This is a genomic window from Tropicibacter sp. S64 (genome assembly GCF_049803835.1).
Classification (GTDB): domain Bacteria; phylum Pseudomonadota; class Alphaproteobacteria; order Rhodobacterales; family Rhodobacteraceae; genus Pacificoceanicola.
In genome coordinates, this window is record NZ_JBNAGK010000007.1 from 18,386 (window position 1) to 35,706 (window position 17,321).

Genomic DNA, 17,321 nt, shown 5'->3' on the forward strand with positions numbered 1-17,321 from the left:
CGCCTTTTACCTGACGCAACCAGTGACACGAATGTCTCAAGTTCAAGGCGGGGCGCCCTTAGAGCGATCCCCCTGCCATCCGCCATGCCATGCGCAGCGCCGCCAGCGTCGAGGACGGATTGCAAAGCCCCTTGCCCGCGATGTCGAAGGCGGTGCCGTGGTCCGGCGAGGTGCGGATGAACGGCAGGCCCAAAGTCACGTTCACGCCCCGGTCGAAATCCAGCGTCTTGATCGGGATCAGCGCCTGATCGTGGTACATGCAGACCGCCACGTCATAGCGGGCGCGGGCGGCGGCGTGGAACATGGTGTCGCCGGGCAGCGGGCCGATCAGGTCCATGCCCTCGGCGCGGAGCCGCTCCAGCACCGGCGCGATGATCTCGATCTCCTCGCGCCCCATGCGCCCGCCTTCGCCCGCGTGGGGGTTAAGGCCGGAGACGGCGATGCGGGGGACGGGGAGGCCGAATTGCGTCTGCAGCGCCGCGTGTGTGATCCGCAGCCGCTGCTCCAGCAGCGCCGGGGTCAGAACGCGCGGCACCTGCGCGACGGCGATGTGGATGGTCACCGGCACCACCCGCAGTTGCTCGGAGGCGAGCATCATCACCACCTCGTCCACCCCGGCGAGATGCTGGAGGAACTCGGTGTGACCGGGGTAGGCAAAGCCCGCCCCCTCCGCCAGCGCCTGCTTGTGGATCGGCAGGGTGCACAGGCCCGAGGCCTTGCCCGCCATGACATCCGCGACGCCGCGCTCGATCGAGGCGATCACCCCCGCCGCATGGGCGGGCTGCGCCGTGCCGCAGACGCGCGGACCGTCGAAGGGCAGGGCAAGCACCGGCAGAGCCTCCGCCGCAACGCCCGCCGCCGCATCGGGGCTGTCGATCACCACATGCGGCACCGCGCCCGGCAAATGCGCCGGATCGCCGATCCAGTAAAACGGCAGTGTCCCGCACACCTCCCGCCAGCAGGCCTCGATCAGCTCCGGACCGATGCCCGCAGGCTCGCCGCAGCTGACCGCGATGGGCAGCGGGCTCATTTGTCGATGATGCGGGCGTCGGCGCGCAGCTGCGCGAGGTAGCCTTCGGCCAGCGAGCCGATGCGGCGGTTGCGCAGGCCGATGGTGAATTCCTCGCGGTCCACGTCCTCGGCGATCTTGTTGGTGCGCCCGCAGAGCATCAGGAACACCAGCGTCTGCCCGTTCGCCCGGGTCAGCGTGGTCGAGACTTCGCCGGGGTCCAGTTTTGACAGCTCGTAGGCGATGTCCGTCGGGATGTCGGCGGGCGGCAGGGTGCCGCGTTCGAGTACCTCGGCGGGCTGGCCCTTGGCCACGCCATAAAGGTCGTCGCAGCGGTCCACGCGGCTCTCCAGAACCCGCGCCTTGGCCAGCGTATCCGCCGAGCGCCCGCCGGGCATGTAGTAGGCAGCATATTCCACCGACGCGATTTCCGGGGCGCTGTAGCCGGTCTCCTCGATGTCGCGCAGCTGGAACAGGGCGATGGCGTTGGGTAGCGGCAGCGGGTCGGTGACCTCGCCGGGCTTGAGGTTCAGCACCAGCGGCTGCAGCACCGGCGGCAGTTCCTTGATGTCGCGCCACGGCAGGCGGCCACCCTGACCACGCGAAGGCGCGGCGGAATAGCGGCGGGCCTCGGCGGAGAATTGGGAGTCGGAAGTGATCTGCGAAATCCGGGCGGCGCGGGCGCGGACGGCCTCCTGCTCCTGCGGCGGCATCGGCATGATGATCTCGGACAGCAGCACCCGCACGGAGCTGCCACCCCCGGCGGAGAGGGCGCGGTCGACCTCGGCCTCGCTCACCGCGCCACGCGCGGCAAACCGGGCCCCGGCCACCATGCGCCAGGCGATGCCGGCCTTCACAAAGTCGCGGAAGGTCTGGGCGGAGACGCCGTTGGCCTCCAGCACCTTGACGAATTCGTCTCGGGTCAGGTTGGCCCGCCCGGCGAATTCCGACATGCCGTCGAGAATGTCCTCCGAGGTCGGCGACATGCCGAGCGCGGCGGCGGACTGCAGCCGCAGACGGTCGTCGATCAGCTGCTGTCGCGCCAGTTTCTGCAAATCGCCCGGCGCGTTCAGCAGGCGCAGCATCTCGGCCCGCTGCTGCAGCTCGTAGCCGGTGATGATCGCGTCGTTGACGATGATCGCGGGCTGGAACAGCCCCTGCGCTGCCACCGGGGCCGGGGCGGCCATCGGCAGGACGGCGAGGGCCACGGCGGTTGCCAGCGGGGCGAACAGGCGGGTCAGTACTTGCATGTGCGTCGATACTCCTTGGCGCTGTCGCTGGTGCCAAAGCCCGTCAGCGCGACAGTCAAATCGAAATCCGTACTCGGCTCAAAGTTGGTCGAGGAGGCATACTTGCGCTGCACCCCGAAATCCACCTGAACGCATTCATTGCGGTATTGCAGGCCCAGACCCACGCGGTCAAGGTTTCGTCCCGCCAGATCATAGCGCCACTCGGTCGAGCCGGTCCAGTGACGGCTGATCCGGTAGGAGCCGTCAAAAGTCCATTCCGACTGGGCGGTTGCGCGATTCTCTGCCGGATCGGTGACAAGCAGCAGGTAGGACGCCCCGAGATCCATGCGGGCGTTGGTCCAGCCCGCCCGCGCCTCGGCCTTGGAAAAGCGGAAGGTGTCGTCCAGCAGGCCCCGGGCGACGAGGCTGAGACCGGAGGCATTGGCAAAGCGCCCGGCGACGAGCCAGTCGCTTTCCCGGGAGTCGAGGCCGGAGGAGCGGGTGAAGTCCGGATCGGCCTCCTCGCGCCAGACCCGGCCGAAGGTGAGCGCGGCGGACCAGCCCTGCGGCGCCTGGTGCATCCAGCGCAGCCCGGCGGCCAGCGTCTTGCCATGCTCGTGGCGGTCGGCGGCGGGAAAGCGCGAAAGGCTCAGCAGGTTGGCCTCGTCGAATTCCACGCGGGTGCTCTCGTCGTTGGGATTGCCCGGGCGGTCGCCGCCGATCCAGCCGAACTGAACCACCGGCTCGATCAGGGTCCTGCCGCCGGCGGGACCCTGCTTCTGCCAGGGCCAGCGCAGCTCGACGGCGAGGCCCGGCGTCGCGCGCGAGACGGTGCCGGGGGAAGTCACGTCCTGCCGGATGCTGTAGTGGTCGACCCAGAGATGCGCGTCCACCCCGGCACGGATACCGCCGGTCAGGGTCCAGCGCCGCAGCCAGGCCGCCTCGGCATTCAGGCGCACCACGTCGCGGCCGTCCACCTCGGTGTCGGCATCGGCGCTGTCGAAGGGGATGGAGCTGTAACGGTAGTGGCTGTGCGCCTCGCCGGACAGCCGCAGCTCGCCGCCCATCATCGCCGGAAAGGTCCGCCGCTCGGCACGGGCGAAACCGATGATCGTCGGCTGGGTGTCGTTGTCCTCCGACGCCCGCAGCGACTCGTAATGCACGAGGCCCGCCTCGATGAACTCGTCCTTGCGCACGCGGGTCAGGGTGATCGTGCTGTCGAGCCGGTCGGCCCCGGCAATTCCGTAGTCGTTGAGGTAGGAGGGGTCGGTTGTGGTCTTGAGGTCGAAGGCCAGCTTGAAATCGCGTTTCAGGTCGAACTGCCCTTCGGCGAAGAGATAGCCCCGCGCCGTGTCCGGGATCAGCGTGTCGCCGGTCAGGGCGCCGTTGACCTCCAGATTGCCGTTGCGGAAGGCCCGGCGATAGCGGAACTCCAGCGTCCGCGTCTTGGGCGAGAGATACGGCGTCAGGGTGATGTCCTGATGATCGCCGATCGGAATGAAGTACGGCAGCTTGATGCCGAAGCCGAGCAGCGTGGAGGAGCGCAGCGAGGGGATCAGGAAGCCGCGCGCGCGTTTCAGCGTCGGGTCGGGCAGGCGCATCCGGGGCAGGTAGAACACCGGCACATCGAGAATGCGCAGTTGCGCGTCGTCGAAGTAGAGCTGGCGCTCCTCCTGATCGTGGATCACCCGTGTCGCGCGGATCTGCCAGAGCGGGGCGCTGTCGTCGCCGCAGACCTGGCAGGAGGTCACCGCCACCTTGGACAATTGGGTATAGCGTCCCTCGACCCGCCGCGCCTCGACGGCGGCAAGCTGCAACTGCTGGTCCATGATCATCCGGGCGCTGCGCAGGAGGCCGTTGCGCAGCGCCTGGTCCATCTCGGCGTAGTCGGCGAGCAGGATGTTGCCCGCTTCGTCGGTGATGCGGATGGGGCCGTCGATGCTGAGCGTGTCGGTGGACTTGGTGTAAGTGATGCGCGTGGCGGTCAGGCGGATGCCGTCGTGCAACGCCTCGACGTTGCCGGTCGCGATGAGCAGGTCCTCGCCCTCGACAAAGACCTGATCGGCGACGAGCAGCGCGGGCGGATTGGCATTACTCGCCTGTCCCTGCTGCGCGGCGGCGGGCAGGGGGCAGGCCAGTGCCGCAAGCAAGGCCAAGATATGGAGGGTGCGAGTCATCCATCCTCCATATGCAGTATCAACCCCAGCGCAAGCAAGACCGATGCGACAGGCGGCACCCAGGCCGCCATCGCCGGGGAGATCTGGCCGTTCTCGCCGAGGATCTGCGCGAAGTTGCGCACGTAGTAGAGGCCGAAGCCCAGCAGCACCGCCGAGAGCACCGCAAGGCCGGTGCGGCCAAGGCGCGTGGGGCGCATGGTGAAGGCCGCACCGACCAGCAGCATGGCGATGAGGAAAACCGGGCGGGCCAGTTCCATCTGCAGCCAGACCACGTGACGGCGGGCGGAGAACCCGGCCTCTTCGAGATCGGCGATGAAGCCCGGCAGGTCCCAGATCGCGATGGCCGAGGGTTTGCCGAAGCGGTCGCGGATGCTGTCGCGGGTCAGGGTCGAGGGGATGCGCAGCGTCTCGTGCATCTTGGCCCCGGCCTCCGGCGTCAGCCCTGCCGCCAGCGGCCATGCCTTGGCCTTGGTCAGCACCCACTCCGCGTCCCCAAGCTCGGCCTTGTCGGCAATCACCCGCTGCGCCGGGCCGCCTCCGGGGGCGTAGATCACGAAGCTGACATCATAGAGCACGGTGCCTTCGGCATTGGTGCTCGCGGCGCGGATCACCGATTGCCCCTGCGGGCCGCCCTGCCGCAGCCAGAGCCCTTCGGCGCCGATGGAGAGCGCCGAGGCGCCGCCGTTCTCGTAGGTCTCGCGCAGGTCGGCATAGCGTTTCGAGGTGGCCGCGACCACCGGGTTGAGCATTGCCACGGTCAGCCCGCCGATGATCACGGCCACGCTCACAGGGGCCATGAGCGCCGCCATGCCCGAGCGCCCGGCGGCGCGGGCGACCACCAGTTCGGAGGACCGGGCAAGGCCGAGGAACAGCGCGACGGTCGAGAGGATCATCACCAGCGGCAGGATCTGGTACATGCCTTCGGGCAGCTTCAGCGCCACCAGTTGCAGCAGCTGTCCCATGGTCGGATCGCCGTCGAGGCGCCGCATCTCGTCCATCAGGTCGACAAAGGCCTGGAACAGCGCGAAGACCGCGGCGATCGACAGGAACAGCCAGAGGAAGCGGCGGGCGAAGTAGTAGTGCAGGGTCACGCCGGGGCCTCCTGCGTCGCGCCGCGTTTGGGTCGGAACGGGCGGCTGGCGGTCCAGAGCAGGCCGAAGGCGATGCCGAAGCCGACCACGGAAGGCAGGTAGACCAGCGGCCAGAGCCGGGCATTGGCGCGGACGGGATCGGTCACGCCGCTCTCGACCAGCTTGACCACCACCAGCAGGAAGATCGCCCCGACGATCTGTTTCGTCACGCCGAAGCGCGAATAGCCGCCGACCATCAGCCCGGAATAGCCGATGAGCGCCGCAACGATGCACAAAAGCGGGTTCTGGAAGCGCATGTGCGCCTCTTCGAGAACCTCGCCCGGCTCGTCATTGACCTCCTCGGCCACCGCGTCGGTGCGGGTCAGCAGCTCCCAGGTCGGCACGAAATTCGCCTTGCGCCGCCCGACGCCGGCCTGCGTGACGAGGGCCGAGACGTCATAGGTCAGATCGGCGAAATTGGTGGTGGACAGGCGTTCGGTCTCGAGGTCCAGCGTCTGCGCCATGCCCTCGACCATCGCCAGTTTCGGCCCGTCGTCGTCGCGGATCAGGTAGGCCTTCTCCGCCGTGTAGGTCACCTCGCGCCCCGGTTGACGGCGGTCGGAGAGCAGCACGTCGCTCAGCTCGCCCCGGTCGGAGATGTCGCGGATGTAGAAGGTCACGCCCTTCGACGGATGCAGGAACACCCCCTCGCGCAGGAGCCGCGCGGTCAGGGAGCCGGAGATCTCGCGCTCTCGCAGACGCAGCTGCTCCAGCGAGGCGGGCACCAGCACATGGGTCAGCATCGCCATCATCGCCGCGATCAGCACGCCGAAGATCAGCACCGGGCGGGCGAGGCGCCAGGGCGAATAGCCCAGCGATTGCACCACGGTCAGCTCGCTTTCGCTCGAAAGCCGGTTGGTGACGTAGACGGCGGCGGCAAAGGACGCCATCGGCAGCACCAGCGCAATGACGGAGGGAAGGGAGAGGGCGGAGAATTCGAGGAAGACCCCGGCGGAATGGCCGTCCGCGATCAGCCGGTCGAACAGCACCACGGCGCGGTTGACCCAGTAGACGGAGACGAGGACCAGCGCGAAGAATCCGAACAAGACCATCAATTGCGACAGCATGTAGCGGTCGAATCTCTGCACGTCGCGCCCCCCGGAGCCTTGGTCTTGTCCGCGAAGACTAACGGATCGGGTCAGGCGGGGAAAGCTGACTCTGGTCTTTGCCTGCCCGGGTCGTTACCTCTTGGCGAAAACCCACTGATGGAGACGGACATGACCCAGCTGCGCAAGATCACCTTCGCCGAGACGAAACTGGACGATCTCGATGCCATGCAGGGCACCATAGCGGTTCTGATCAACGCGGCGGGCACGCTCAGCCCGGCGGCGCGGCGGGTCAACCGGCTGTGCAAGGGCGCGGTGGCGCGGGCGGTCGAGACCGAGGCCTGGGGCAAACTGGCGGAGGGCGATGTCCTGACGCTCGCCATGCCGGTCGGCTTGCAGGCGGAGGCGATTGTGCTGATGAAGCTGGAGCGCAAGCCGGAGGTGACGGCGGCGCGCAAGGCGGGGGCGTCGCTGGCAAAGGCGACGGGGGCAAAGGCGGTCACCGTGCTGGCGGAAGGCACGGCGCGTCTGGCGGATGTGGCGCTGGGGCTGGCCCTGCGCGGCTACAAGTTCGACGAGCACCTGACCGACAAGGCCGAGGCGCCGGGAGACGCGGTGATCTGGGTCAAGGACCCGGGCGCGGAGGCCAAGGCAGTGAGCGATGCGCTGGCGGTGGCCGAAGGGGTGTTCTTCACCCGCGATCTGACCTCCGAACCGGCCAACGTGCTGACCACAACGGAATTTGCCAAACGCCTGGAGGGGCTGAAGGCACTGGGCGTCGAGGTCGAGGTGCTGGAGGAGGACCGGCTCGCCGAACTGGGCATGCGGGCGCTGCTGGCGGTTGGCCAGGGCTCCGAGAGCCCGTCGAAGGTGGTCGTCATGCGCTGGAAGGGCGGCGAGGGGGCCCCGCTGGCGCTGGTCGGCAAGGGTGTGGTCTTCGACACCGGCGGCATCTCGATCAAGCCCGCGGCGGGCATGGAAGAGATGACCATGGACATGGGCGGCGCGGGGGTCGTTTCCGGCGTGATGAAGACGCTGGCGCTGCGCGGGGCGAAGGCCAACGTGGTCGGTCTGGTGGGGCTCGTGGAGAACATGCCCGACGGCAAGGCCACCCGCCCGGGCGATATCGTCAAGTCGATGCGCGGGGTCTCCATCGAGATCGTCAACACCGATGCCGAGGGGCGGCTGGTTCTGGCGGATGTGCTCTGGCACTGCCAGCAGACCGAAAAGCCCGCCGCCATCGTCGATCTCGCGACGCTGACCGGGGCCTGCATCATCGCGCTGGGCCATGACAACGCCGGGGTGTTCTCGAACGACGACGGGTTTGCCGGGCAGTTCCTCAAGGCGGCGGAGGCCGAGGGCGAGGGCGCGTGGCGGCTGCCGCTCGGCAAGGGGTATCACAACCAGATCAAGACGTTGAAAGCGGACATCAAGAACACCGGAGGGCGGCCCGCGGGGGCGAGCACGGCGGCGGTTTTCCTCGAACGGTTCATCGAGGACGGGATGCCGTGGATTCACCTCGACATCGCCGGGGTGGCGCAGGTCTCGTCCGAGACGGTGCTGGCCCCGAAGGGCGCGACGGGCTGGGGGGTGATGGCGCTCGACCGGCTGGTGCGGGACCACTACGAGAAGGGCTGAGGCCCATGGGCGAGGCGTATTTCTACCACCTGACCCGCCGTCCCATGGACGAGACCCTGGCGGTGCTGCTGGAGCGCTCGCTCAAGGAGGGCTGGCGTGTCGCGGTGCGGGGACAGGAGCCGGGCCGGATGGATTGGCTCGACCAGAAGCTCTGGCAGGGACCGGAGGAGGGCTTCCTGCCGCATGGGCTGGCGGGCGGGCCGCATGACGCCTTGCAGCCGATCCTGCTGACGGCGGGGCCGGACCTGCCGAACGATCCGCACTGCCTGATTTCGGTCGATGGCGCCAGCGTGTCGCCGGAGGAGGTCACCCGGCTGGCGCGGGTCAGCGTGCTGTTCGACGGTCACGACGAGGCGGCGCTGGACGTGGCGCGCGGGCAATGGCGGGCGCTGACCGACGCGGGGTGCAAGGCGAAGTACTGGTCCGAGGAAAGCGGGCGCTGGGAGATGAAGGCGGAGGCCTGAGCGCACGCGCCTTTGCCCGCCACGGCACCGGGTGCCGGACGGGGAAGCGTTGTCCTTGCTGTGAAAGCCTGAAAAGGGCGGCCGCCGATTGCGGATCATCAGGTCCGGGGCGTTTATCTCCCGGCTTATTCGTCTGATCAGATCGAATATCCCCCTTCGGGGCAGACGCCTTGGCCTTTGCCAGAAGCCATCGGCGCATCAATCCGGTTTTTCAGTTGGTACCGGGGGTGACTGTGCCGGGGAGAGGTGAACGGAACCTTGCGGCACCGTGCGCCGGGCATGAGGTCCCGGGGCAAGGCCGGGACTGCGTGGCGTGGCCCCTCAGCGCTCCAGAACCAGCCTGCCGTTTGCGATCTCGATCCGGGAGAAGCGTTGCAGGTAGGTCATGCCCAGCAGGGATGTGTCCATTTCCCCGGCGTTCACGAAGGCTTGCACGCCCCGGTCGGTGAACGGCCCGAGCGCGACCTGATCGAGCCGCACCGGCGCGGTGCGCACCGCGCCATTGGCGGTCATCGCCTCGGAATAGAAGGCGAGGTCCTTTGTGTCGAGGCCCGCCCGCTCCGCATCCTCGCGGGTCAGCACGACACCTGACGCGCCGGTGTCGACGACGAAGCGGGTCTGCGCACCGTTGATGTCGAGCACGGCGTAATAATGCCCGTCCGCCTGCAAGGGCAGTTCGATCCGGCCCTGGTCCTCGAAAACCGCTTGCCGGGGCTGCACGGTCTGGCGGATGTCGCCCCAGAGGCCGATGGCCGCGACAGTGCCGAGGAAGATCAGCCCCCAGGCCGCCATGTGCTTGACCTTGGTGCCGATGCTGTCCCGGTTTTCGACGAAAAACCACAGCAGCAGCGCCCCCGCCAGGATGGCGAGATAGATAAAGCGGCCGATTTGCCAGTCGTCCATGAGCGGTCCCTCACCGAAGTCACCCGATACCTACTTAGGCGCGGGGGTGGCGGTTTTCACCCCGCGCCGCCTGCAAAACCGAAAGCCCGAAGCCCGTCGAGCACGAATTGCACCGAGAGCGCGGCGAGCAGCATGCCGAGAAGACGGGTCACCACGGTGATGCCGGTCTTGCCGAGGGCGCGTTCGATCACCCCGGCGGACAGGAACAGCACAAGGGCGATCGCAAGGACGGAGGCCATGACGGCGAGCACCGAGACCTTGCCGAGGAGATCGTCCGACTGGCCGGTCAGCAGGATGATGGTGGCGATGGCACCGGGTCCGGCAAGCAGGGGGATGGCGATGGGAAAGACGGAGGGGTCCGGGAAATCCTCGGTCTCGGTCTGGTCCTCGCGGCGCTTCGTGCGGCGCTCGAAAAGCATGTCGAGGGCGGTCAGGAACAGCAGGATGCCGCCCGCGATGCGGAAAGCGGGCATCGAGATGCCGATGAAGCCGAGCAGTCCCTCGCCGAGAAAGCTGAACAGGGTCAACAGGATGAAGGCGATGATACAGGCCCGGAGCGCAACGGCCCGGCGGTGGGCGCTGTCCGCGCCGCTGGTCAGGGCGATGAACAGCGGGGTGAGACCGATGGGGTCGATCACCACGAAGAGCGTCACGAAGGCAGTGATGAGAAAGGCGCTGTCCATGGCACAGGGGTAGGCGGTTCCGGCAGGGCTGTCCAGAGCGGGGAAGGGGGGCACAGCCCCGCTGGGTCTGGTCTGGAGTGCGGGGCATGGCCCCGCTGGGTCTTGTCTGGAGTGCGGGGCATAGCCCCGCCCTACGGGAGCGCTGGCTCAGACATTCCAGGGATAGGAAAACTGGTCGAGCACCGGCGTCCCTGCGGCGTTCGGCGCCTGACCGTGCGGCAGCACCGGCGCCGAAGGGGATTGCCCCGGAGCGAGCAGGTCTGTCGCATGCCAGGAGGCGGTGGCGAAGCGGCCTTCGATGGTGCGGGTGTTCTTGTTCACCGTCAGCGTCACCGCGCCGAAGCTGTCGCCGGAGCTGGCCATCAGCCGTGCCCCGTCGTTCGCGACGCTGCGACTGACCGGATCGGCGCTCACGCCCCCGGTGCCGACGACAAGCACGGGATAGGGCCCCTCGATCCGCTGATAGTTGTGCGAATGGCCGCTGATGACCAGATCGGGCGTGCGCGTTGCCGCGCTGATGGCGCGGGCGATGCTATGACGCACGCCGCGATTGTTTGACCCGTCGGCGCAATAGGGCGGATAATGCGTCGCCACGATCAGCGCCTTGTCGCGCGAGGCGGCTTTCATCTCGGAGTCGAACCAGTCCTGTTGAGACTGCGAGACGTAATCCGAGGTGGTGGCAAGGCCGATGATCGTGGCGACAGGCGTGTCGAGCGTCCAGTGATAATAGGGCAGGTTCATGCGCGGCCGGACGTGTGGCTTGTGCTCCAGAACCGGCTGCATGAAATTCAGCCGGTATGACTCGAGATGGTCGCCGTAATAGTCGTGATTGCCGGGCACCGCGACGATGGCGTTCGGGTAGTGTTCGAATGGCTTGTAGAACTCGTCCTCGTATTTGTGCCTGTTGCCGTCCGGGTAGATCAGGTCGCCGAGGTGGTAACAGAAGGCGGGCCGCTCGGGCGTCCCCGCGAGGGCCGCACATTCCGCGGTGATGGCGTCGGCGACGGACTGGCGCGTGTTCGGATTGCCATTGTGTTTCGCGACATGGTCGGTGCCGCTGTCCCCGAAGGTGTGGAAGGCGAGGAGTCCGCTGGAGGCGATCAGACTTTTCTGGGCGGCGTTGAGAATCTGGTCGACGTCATAATGCAGGTCGCCTCCCGCATCATGCTCGGGAACGGTCGGGCCGGGGACCGGCCCGGCGTGAAACAGCGTGCCGTCATAGCGGTTGAAGGGAGCGTCATCCGGAGAATGGGTCATGGCAAGGTCCTGAAGCTTGGGGCGCGGGTGCAACCTTTGAATGAATGGAAAGGGAAAAGAAAAACCCGGACGCGATGGTGCGGCCCGGGTTCCCTGTCTGTCAATCCTAGGGATGACTTTACATCATTTGCTTGTGATCTGGCTCACAGCTGACACTTTAAGCGCTCTCCGCCGCTTCAAGCTTTTCCAGCGCGGCCTCCCAGAGCGCCTCCGCCCGCCGCAGCCCGTCCATGACCTCGGCGTACTTCTTGTTCCAGGTCTCAAGCTCCCCCTTGCGGGACGTCTCGTACAGTTCCGGATCGGCCAGTTTCTTCGCCAGCTTGCTCCGCATGTCCTCGATCTTGGTGACGCGGTCCTCGCATTTGCGGGCCTCGGCGCGGAGTTCGAGGATCTGGTCGCGGGAGGGGCGCTTGGGCTTCTCCTTCGGCTTCTCGGCCTTCACCGGGGTGTCGCGGGCGAGGAGCATGGCGCGGTAGGCGTCGAGGTCCTCCTCGTAAGGCTTCACCGTACCGTTCGAGACCAGCCAGAGCCGGTCCGCCACCATCGATAGCAGGTGCATGTCGTGGCTGACGAGGATCACCGCGCCGGAATAGGCGGTCAGCGCCTCCATCAGCGCCTCGCGGCTCTCGATGTCGAGGTGGTTGGTCGGCTCGTCGAGGATCAGCATGTGCGGCGCGTCGAGCGTCGCGAGCAGCAGCGAGAGGCGGGCCTTCTGGCCACCCGACAGACGCGCGACCTCCGTCTCCGCCTGCGCCGCCATCAGGCCGAAGCCCGCCAGCTGCGCGCGCAGTTTCGCCGGGGTCTGACCGGGGCGCTCGTGTTGAAGGTGCTGGAGCGGCGTTTCGTCCAGATGGAGTTCATCCACCTGATGCTGGGCGAAATAGCCGATGCGCAGCTTGGAGGAGCGGTTCATCCGGCCGCTCATCAACGGCAGGCGGTCGGAGAGCAGCTTCGACAGGGTCGACTTGCCCTGACCGTTCTTGCCCAGAAGCGCGATGCGGTCGTCCTGGTCGATCCTCAGGTCGAGGTTTTTCAGAACGATGGCCTCGCCGTACCCCGTTGATCCGCCTTCGATATTCACGATGGGCGGCGACAGCTCGTCCGGCTGCGGGAAGTTGAACACCCGCTTGGCGGCCTCCTCCGGGGCGGAGATCATGTCCATGCGCTCGATCATCTTGAGCCGCGATTGCGCCTGCTTGGCCTTGGAGGCCTTGGCGCGGAAACGGTCGACGAAGCTCTGCAGGTGGGCGCGGCGCTGGTCCTGCTTCTTGGCCATGGCGGCGGCCTGCGCCCGCTTCTCGGCACGTTGCCTGGCGAAGCCGTCATAGGGCACGCCGTAATAGGTCAGCTGGCGGTCCTCGAGGTGCAGGATGCTGCCCACCGCGCGGTTCAGGAGGCCGCGGTCGTGGGAGATCACGATGACCGTATGGGGGTACTTCTGGAGATAGTTCTCCAGCCAGAGCGCCCCTTCGAGGTCGAGATAGTTGGTCGGCTCGTCGAGCAGCAGCAGGTCCGGCTCGGCAAACAGCACACCGGCCAGCGCTACCCGCATCCGCCAGCCCCCCGAAAAGGCGGAGCAGGGCATGAGCTGTTGCTCCGGGTCGAACCCGAGGCCGCGCAGGATGGTCGCGGCGCGGGCCTCGGCGGACCAGGCGTCGATATCGGCAAGCCGGGTCTGGATTTCCGCGATGCGGCCGCTGTCGGTGGCGGTGTCGGCCTCGGCCATGAGCGCGTGGCGCTCGGTATCGGCCATCAGGACGGTGTCGATCAGGGAGGTCTCCGACGCGGGCACCTCCTGCGCGACACCGCCGATGCGGGCGCGGGAGGGCAGCGAGATGTCCCCGTTGTCGAGCGTCAGCTCGCCCCGGATCAGCCGGAACAACGTGGTCTTGCCCGCGCCATTGGGGCCGACGAGGCCGACCTTGTGACCCTCGGGGATGGTCGCGGAGGCGCCCTCGAACAGCGGGCGGCCCTCGACGGAATAGGAGATGTCCTGAATGCGTAACATGGCTGAGGCAGGTGGCAGAGGGCGTCTGGCTTGTCAATGCGATCCGCCCGAGGCACGGGAAACCTGCGCTTCTTTGGTCCTCAAATACCCTCGGGGTCCGGGGCAGCGCCCCGAACCAAAATTTTGTTCCGGCAAAATTTTCACCGCGCGCGCAGCGCGCGCCGGTCGGTGCGCCCTGCGCACCGAAACCGCTCAGCCCAGATAGACCTCGCCGCGTGGATAGCGCACCCGGGGCGTGCTGCGCGTGGCGAGGAAGAAGCCCAGCGTCAGCGGCCCGACCCGGCCAAGGAACATGATCACCATGACCACAGTGCGCCCCATGCCATCGAGATGCGGTGTCGCCCCGCGGCTCAGGCCCACGGTGCCGAAGGCCGAGGTCACCTCGAACGCAAGGTCGAGGAACTCGGCATCATGCGAGATCGAGATCACGAACATGCCTGTCAGCACCACGAGAAGGCTGATCGTCGTCAGCGCCATGACCTTCATCACCTCGTCCACGCCGAGGCTGCGCCCGAACACGTGCAGCTCCTCCGTGCGGCGGAAGAACGCGAGCGTGCCCAGCATCAGCACGATCAGCGTCGTGACCTTGATCCCGCCCGCCGTCGAGGTGCTGCCACCTCCCACCAGCATCAGCAGCATGGTCATCAACGCCGTGCTGTCGTGCATCGCGCCGTAGTCGAGCGTGTTGAAGCCGGCGGTGCGCGGGGTGACGGCCTGGAACCAGCTGGCCCAGACTTTCGTCTCCCAGTCCGGCAGGCCGCCCAGCGTGCGCGGGTTGCCCCATTCCAGTGCCGCGAAGGTGACGAAGGCAAAGCAGATCAGCGCCAGCGTTCCGGCGATCATCAGCTTGGAATGCAGCGCCAGCCCCTGCCAGCGCCGGGTCTGGTAGACGTCGCCCACCACGATGAACCCGAGGCCGCCGAGGATGAACAGGGCCGGGATGGTCACATTCATGACCGGGTTTCCGGCAAAGCGGGTCAGGCTGTCCGGGTAGAGGGCGAACCCGGCGTTGTTGAAGGCCGAGATGCTGTGGAAGACCGAGAACCAGAGCCCGCGCCAGAAGCCTTCCTCCGGGACGAAGACGATCATGAGCAGCAGCGCCCCGATCCCTTCGCAGATCAGCGCCACCCGCATGATCAGCCGTGCGATCAGCGCCAGCCCGGCGGTCGACGTGTGCCCGATCTCCTCGCGCAGGATCAGCCGTTGCGGCATGCCCACCGGAATGCCGAGCGCCGAGAGCAGCATCACGGCGAAAGTCATCAGCCCCAGCCCGCCAAGCTGGATGAGCAGCGCGATGACGATCTGGCCAAAGAGGGTGAAGTCCGTGCCGGTGTCCGCGACCGCCAGTCCGGTGACGGTGACGGCGGAGACCGAGGTGAACAGCGCCGCCCCGGCGGTGACGGTGCCGTGATGCGCGATCGGCAGCCAGAGCAGCACCGCGCCGGCGAGCACGCAGGCGGCGTAGAGCACGGTCAGCACCGCGGGCGGCTGGAGCGTGCCGAACCACAGGCGCAGCCGGGTCAGCAGGCGTTTCGGCTTTGCGGCCATTCAGAGGCTCGACGCGAAGTGGCGCAGGTCCGCGCGTTTGCCGAGCAGCAGCAGCAGGTCGTCGGCGGCGAGCGTGCAGCCCGTGGTGCCATCGCCGATCCACTCCGTTCCGCGCATCACGCCGATGCAGCGCAGGTCGTACTCCGAGGCATAGGGCACCTCGAGCAGGGACTTGCCTTCGAGCGACTCGGGGATCTTGAAATTCGCCACGTGGTAGCCGTTGCCGAGGCTGACATAGTCGCGCACCAGCGGGTTGTGCAGCATCTGGGCGATATGCTGGCCCATTTCCACCTCCGGGTGCACCACGCGGTCGACCTTGAGCCGCGACAGGATGCGGTGGTGCGTCTTCGTCGTCGCCTTGGCCCAGACCACCGGCACACCGATGGTCTTGAGGTTGATGGCGGCGAGGATGCTGGCTTCGAGGTCCGATCCCATGGCGACCAGCGCCACGTCACAATCGCCGATCCCGGCCTCGCGCAGGGCGACATCGTCCCGGGCGTCGACGATCAGCGCCTGCGAGACGGCCTCGGCGACCTGGCCGACGCGCTCCGGGCGGGTATCGAGTCCGATGACGTGATTGCCGAAGCGGGTGAGTTCCTGCGCCACGGTGAAGCCGAAGTTGCCAAGGCCGATGACCGCGAAGGTGTTGCGTTTCTCGGCGGGCTTCTTCCTGGATCCGAACATTGGGGTTTCCGGCTGCGGCAGGCGGAGCGTGCCTGTCACGGGGACAGTTGTTTCCCCGGCACCGGAAGTCAATGTGTCACGGAACGCGGCCGCGCCGGGGGCGGCCGGGTGGCCCCGCGATCGCCGCCGCCATCCCGGGGCTTTTCAAACCGCCCGTGCCGTGTTACCGCCCCGCGCAATGGAAAACCCTCCGGACACGGTGTCCGGGGCAGCCTGACGATGGAGCACGACATGGCCCTTGAGCGCACCTTTTCGATCATCAAGCCCGATGCAACCCGCCGCAACCTGACCGGCAAGATCAACGCCAAGTTCGAGGAAGCCGGTCTGCGCATCATCGCACAGAAGCGCATCCACCTGACCAAGGCGCAGGCCGGCGAGTTCTACAAGGTGCACGCCGCCCGCCCGTTCTATGACGAGCTGTGCGAGTTCATGGCCTCCGCGCCGATCGTGGCCCAGGTTCTCGAAGGCGAGAACGCCATCACGAAGAACCGCGAAGTGATGGGCGCCACCAACCCGGCCGACGCCGCCCCGGGCACCATCCGCGCCGAGTTCGCCGAGTCGGTTGGCGAGAACTCCGTGCACGGCTCCGACGCGCCGGAAACCGCCGCCGTCGAAATCGCCTACTTCTTCTCCGGCCTCGAACTGGTCGGCTGAGCCGCAGGCTGACGGACAAGACACGGAAAAGCGCCCCGCGGGGCGCTTTTTTGTTGGGCGCGGAAAAATGGCGCCCCCGGCAGAAGGGGGCGCCAGTCAGAGGCAGACATACAGGCAGATGTCTGCAGGGGATCCGGTGTCAGGCCGGCAGCGGCGTGCGGGCGGCCAGGCGCGGGTTGCTGGCCGGGCGCGGCTGTGCCGCGGTCTGATGCTTGGCCTCGACGTGCGCGCGCAGCAGGGCGGCGTTGCGCAGGTTGGCCTTGAAACCGACGTCGAACAGGTCACCGATCAGCGGCACGAGGCCGATCAGCCAGTCGGTGCCGATGTTCGCCAGCATCCGGCCCTTGAGATGCGTCGGTGCCCCGCAATCATGCGCCAGCTTGACGATCCACAGGGACGGTGCCACCGCCAACGCGTCGCCGATACCCGGGATCAGGCCGATGACACTGTCGAGGCCGAAGGTGATGCGGGTGAACGGCACCCGCAGCGCCGAGTCCATGCGCCGGGCGATGGTCTCCGCCGTCCGGACGCGGTCATGATCGGGATGGATGCTCATGGCTCAGGCCTTCTGCGGCTCGTAGCCGGTGCGGGCAATGATCCAGATCGCATGCACAATGCCGGGGATGTAGCCGAGAAGGGTCAGCAGGATGTTCAGCCAGAAATGCTTGCCGAAACCGACCTGCAGGAAGACGCCGAGCGGCGGGAGAATGATGGCGAAGATGATGCGGATGAGATCCATGGGAGGTGTCCTTTCCGTCTCGCGGGAGTGAAGTGTTCCTTTGGTCTGTCAACGCGGCGGACAGCGGAAAGGTTCCTGATCGGTGTCAAGGACAGCCTTGGCGGCATGGTCCATACCTCGCCCGTCGGCATGGAGCTGGCGGAGATTTTGTC

At 67.3% G+C, this 17,321-nt stretch carries 16 protein-coding genes; 3 read left to right on the forward strand and 13 right to left on the reverse strand.

Annotated features, from left to right (window positions below):
* Positions 1-58: 58 nt before the first annotated feature.
* Genes pdxA through lptF form a run of 5 tightly spaced genes read right to left on the reverse strand, consistent with a single transcriptional unit; the run spans position 59 to position 6,612 of the window.
* On the reverse strand, positions 59-1,030 hold the full coding sequence (gene pdxA / locus ACP159_RS12425) for a 4-hydroxythreonine-4-phosphate dehydrogenase PdxA (protein WP_425100041.1): 972 nt from the start codon (positions 1,028-1,030) through the stop codon (positions 59-61).
* The gene (locus tag ACP159_RS12430; RefSeq protein WP_425100042.1) at positions 1,027-2,259 is read right to left on the reverse strand and encodes a peptidylprolyl isomerase; all 1,233 of its coding nucleotides are present in this window, start codon (positions 2,257-2,259) and stop codon (positions 1,027-1,029) included. Before ACP159_RS12430 ends, pdxA begins: the two co-directional genes overlap by 4 nt.
* Positions 2,247-4,415: an LPS-assembly protein LptD gene (locus ACP159_RS12435; protein WP_425100043.1), complete on the reverse strand. Its 2,169-nt coding sequence runs from the start codon at positions 4,413-4,415 to the stop codon at positions 2,247-2,249. The genes ACP159_RS12430 and ACP159_RS12435 overlap by 13 nt, the downstream gene beginning before the upstream one ends.
* Positions 4,412-5,506 carry an LPS export ABC transporter permease LptG gene (gene lptG, locus ACP159_RS12440; RefSeq protein WP_425100044.1) on the reverse strand — a complete coding sequence of 365 codons (1,095 nt, stop codon included), beginning with the start codon at positions 5,504-5,506 and terminating at the stop codon, positions 4,412-4,414. Before lptG ends, ACP159_RS12435 begins: the two co-directional genes overlap by 4 nt.
* Positions 5,503-6,612, reverse strand: a complete 1,110-nt coding sequence (lptF, locus tag ACP159_RS12445; RefSeq protein WP_425100250.1) for an LPS export ABC transporter permease LptF — start codon at positions 6,610-6,612, stop codon at positions 5,503-5,505. Before lptF ends, lptG begins: the two co-directional genes overlap by 4 nt.
* 150 nt (positions 6,613-6,762) lie before the next feature.
* Here lptF and ACP159_RS12450 point away from each other — a divergent pair, with 150 nt between their 5' ends.
* Positions 6,763-8,229 (forward strand): leucyl aminopeptidase, encoded by a 1,467-nt coding sequence (locus ACP159_RS12450; protein WP_425100251.1) that lies wholly within the window; start codon positions 6,763-6,765, stop codon positions 8,227-8,229.
* A 5-nt stretch (positions 8,230-8,234) separates the two neighbouring features.
* Complete coding sequence (locus ACP159_RS12455; RefSeq protein WP_425100045.1) at positions 8,235-8,693, forward strand: DNA polymerase III subunit chi; 459 nt, start codon at positions 8,235-8,237, stop codon at positions 8,691-8,693.
* A 321-nt stretch (positions 8,694-9,014) separates the two neighbouring features.
* Here the strand turns inward: ACP159_RS12455 and ACP159_RS12460 are convergent, their stop codons facing one another.
* From ACP159_RS12460 to ACP159_RS12485, 6 genes are all read right to left on the reverse strand, one after another.
* Positions 9,015-9,596, reverse strand: a complete 582-nt coding sequence (locus tag ACP159_RS12460; protein ID WP_425100046.1) for a retropepsin-like aspartic protease family protein — start codon at positions 9,594-9,596, stop codon at positions 9,015-9,017.
* A 56-nt stretch (positions 9,597-9,652) separates the two neighbouring features.
* Complete coding sequence (locus ACP159_RS12465; RefSeq protein ID WP_425100047.1) at positions 9,653-10,279, reverse strand: MarC family protein; 627 nt, start codon at positions 10,277-10,279, stop codon at positions 9,653-9,655.
* Between the two features lie 147 nt (positions 10,280-10,426).
* The gene (locus ACP159_RS12470) at positions 10,427-11,536 is read right to left on the reverse strand and encodes a metallophosphoesterase family protein (RefSeq protein WP_425100048.1); all 1,110 of its coding nucleotides are present in this window, start codon (positions 11,534-11,536) and stop codon (positions 10,427-10,429) included.
* A 157-nt stretch (positions 11,537-11,693) separates the two neighbouring features.
* Positions 11,694-13,544 (reverse strand): ABC-F family ATP-binding cassette domain-containing protein, encoded by a 1,851-nt coding sequence (locus ACP159_RS12475; RefSeq protein ID WP_425100049.1) that lies wholly within the window; start codon positions 13,542-13,544, stop codon positions 11,694-11,696.
* Positions 13,545-13,736: 192 nt separating this feature from the next.
* The gene (locus ACP159_RS12480) at positions 13,737-15,092 is read right to left on the reverse strand and encodes a TrkH family potassium uptake protein (protein WP_425100050.1); all 1,356 of its coding nucleotides are present in this window, start codon (positions 15,090-15,092) and stop codon (positions 13,737-13,739) included.
* Positions 15,093-15,776 (reverse strand): potassium channel family protein, encoded by a 684-nt coding sequence (locus tag ACP159_RS12485; protein ID WP_425100051.1) that lies wholly within the window; start codon positions 15,774-15,776, stop codon positions 15,093-15,095. It abuts the gene before it with no gap.
* A gap of 231 nt (positions 15,777-16,007) precedes the next feature.
* Between ACP159_RS12485 and ndk the strand changes: the two genes are divergently transcribed.
* Positions 16,008-16,430, forward strand: coding sequence for a nucleoside-diphosphate kinase (gene ndk, locus ACP159_RS12490; protein ID WP_425100052.1), 423 nt, complete (start codon positions 16,008-16,010; stop codon positions 16,428-16,430).
* A 139-nt stretch (positions 16,431-16,569) separates the two neighbouring features.
* On the opposite strand, the gene ACP159_RS12495 is transcribed toward ndk, so the two are convergent.
* Positions 16,570-16,986, reverse strand: a complete 417-nt coding sequence (locus ACP159_RS12495; protein ID WP_425100053.1) for a DUF4112 domain-containing protein — start codon at positions 16,984-16,986, stop codon at positions 16,570-16,572.
* A 3-nt stretch (positions 16,987-16,989) separates the two neighbouring features.
* The gene (locus ACP159_RS12500; RefSeq protein WP_425100054.1) at positions 16,990-17,169 is read right to left on the reverse strand and encodes a YqaE/Pmp3 family membrane protein; all 180 of its coding nucleotides are present in this window, start codon (positions 17,167-17,169) and stop codon (positions 16,990-16,992) included.
* Positions 17,170-17,321 lie beyond the last annotated feature (152 nt).

Bases quoted from the DNA above. Each gene is read 5' to 3' on its own strand.
- pdxA (WP_425100041.1), bottom strand. From the start codon at position 1,030: ATGAGCCCGCTGCCCATCGCGGTCAGCTGCGGCGAGCCTGCGGGCATC.
- ACP159_RS12430 (WP_425100042.1), bottom strand. From the start codon at position 2,259: ATGCAAGTACTGACCCGCCTGTTCGCCCCGCTGGCAACCGCCGTGGCC.
- ACP159_RS12435 (WP_425100043.1), bottom strand. From the start codon at position 4,415: ATGACTCGCACCCTCCATATCTTGGCCTTGCTTGCGGCACTGGCCTGC.
- lptF (WP_425100250.1), bottom strand. From the start codon at position 6,612: ATGCTGTCGCAATTGATGGTCTTGTTCGGATTCTTCGCGCTGGTCCTC.
- ACP159_RS12450 (WP_425100251.1), top strand. From the start codon at position 6,763: ATGACCCAGCTGCGCAAGATCACCTTCGCCGAGACGAAACTGGACGAT.
- ACP159_RS12455 (WP_425100045.1), top strand. From the start codon at position 8,235: ATGGGCGAGGCGTATTTCTACCACCTGACCCGCCGTCCCATGGACGAG.
- ACP159_RS12460 (WP_425100046.1), bottom strand. From the start codon at position 9,596: ATGGACGACTGGCAAATCGGCCGCTTTATCTATCTCGCCATCCTGGCG.
- ACP159_RS12465 (WP_425100047.1), bottom strand. From the start codon at position 10,279: ATGGACAGCGCCTTTCTCATCACTGCCTTCGTGACGCTCTTCGTGGTG.
- ACP159_RS12470 (WP_425100048.1), bottom strand. From the start codon at position 11,536: ATGACCCATTCTCCGGATGACGCTCCCTTCAACCGCTATGACGGCACG.
- ACP159_RS12475 (WP_425100049.1), bottom strand. From the start codon at position 13,544: ATGTTACGCATTCAGGACATCTCCTATTCCGTCGAGGGCCGCCCGCTG.
- ACP159_RS12480 (WP_425100050.1), bottom strand. From the start codon at position 15,092: ATGGCCGCAAAGCCGAAACGCCTGCTGACCCGGCTGCGCCTGTGGTTC.
- ACP159_RS12485 (WP_425100051.1), bottom strand. From the start codon at position 15,776: ATGTTCGGATCCAGGAAGAAGCCCGCCGAGAAACGCAACACCTTCGCG.
- ndk (WP_425100052.1), top strand. From the start codon at position 16,008: ATGGCCCTTGAGCGCACCTTTTCGATCATCAAGCCCGATGCAACCCGC.
- ACP159_RS12495 (WP_425100053.1), bottom strand. From the start codon at position 16,986: ATGAGCATCCATCCCGATCATGACCGCGTCCGGACGGCGGAGACCATC.
- ACP159_RS12500 (WP_425100054.1), bottom strand. From the start codon at position 17,169: ATGGATCTCATCCGCATCATCTTCGCCATCATTCTCCCGCCGCTCGGC.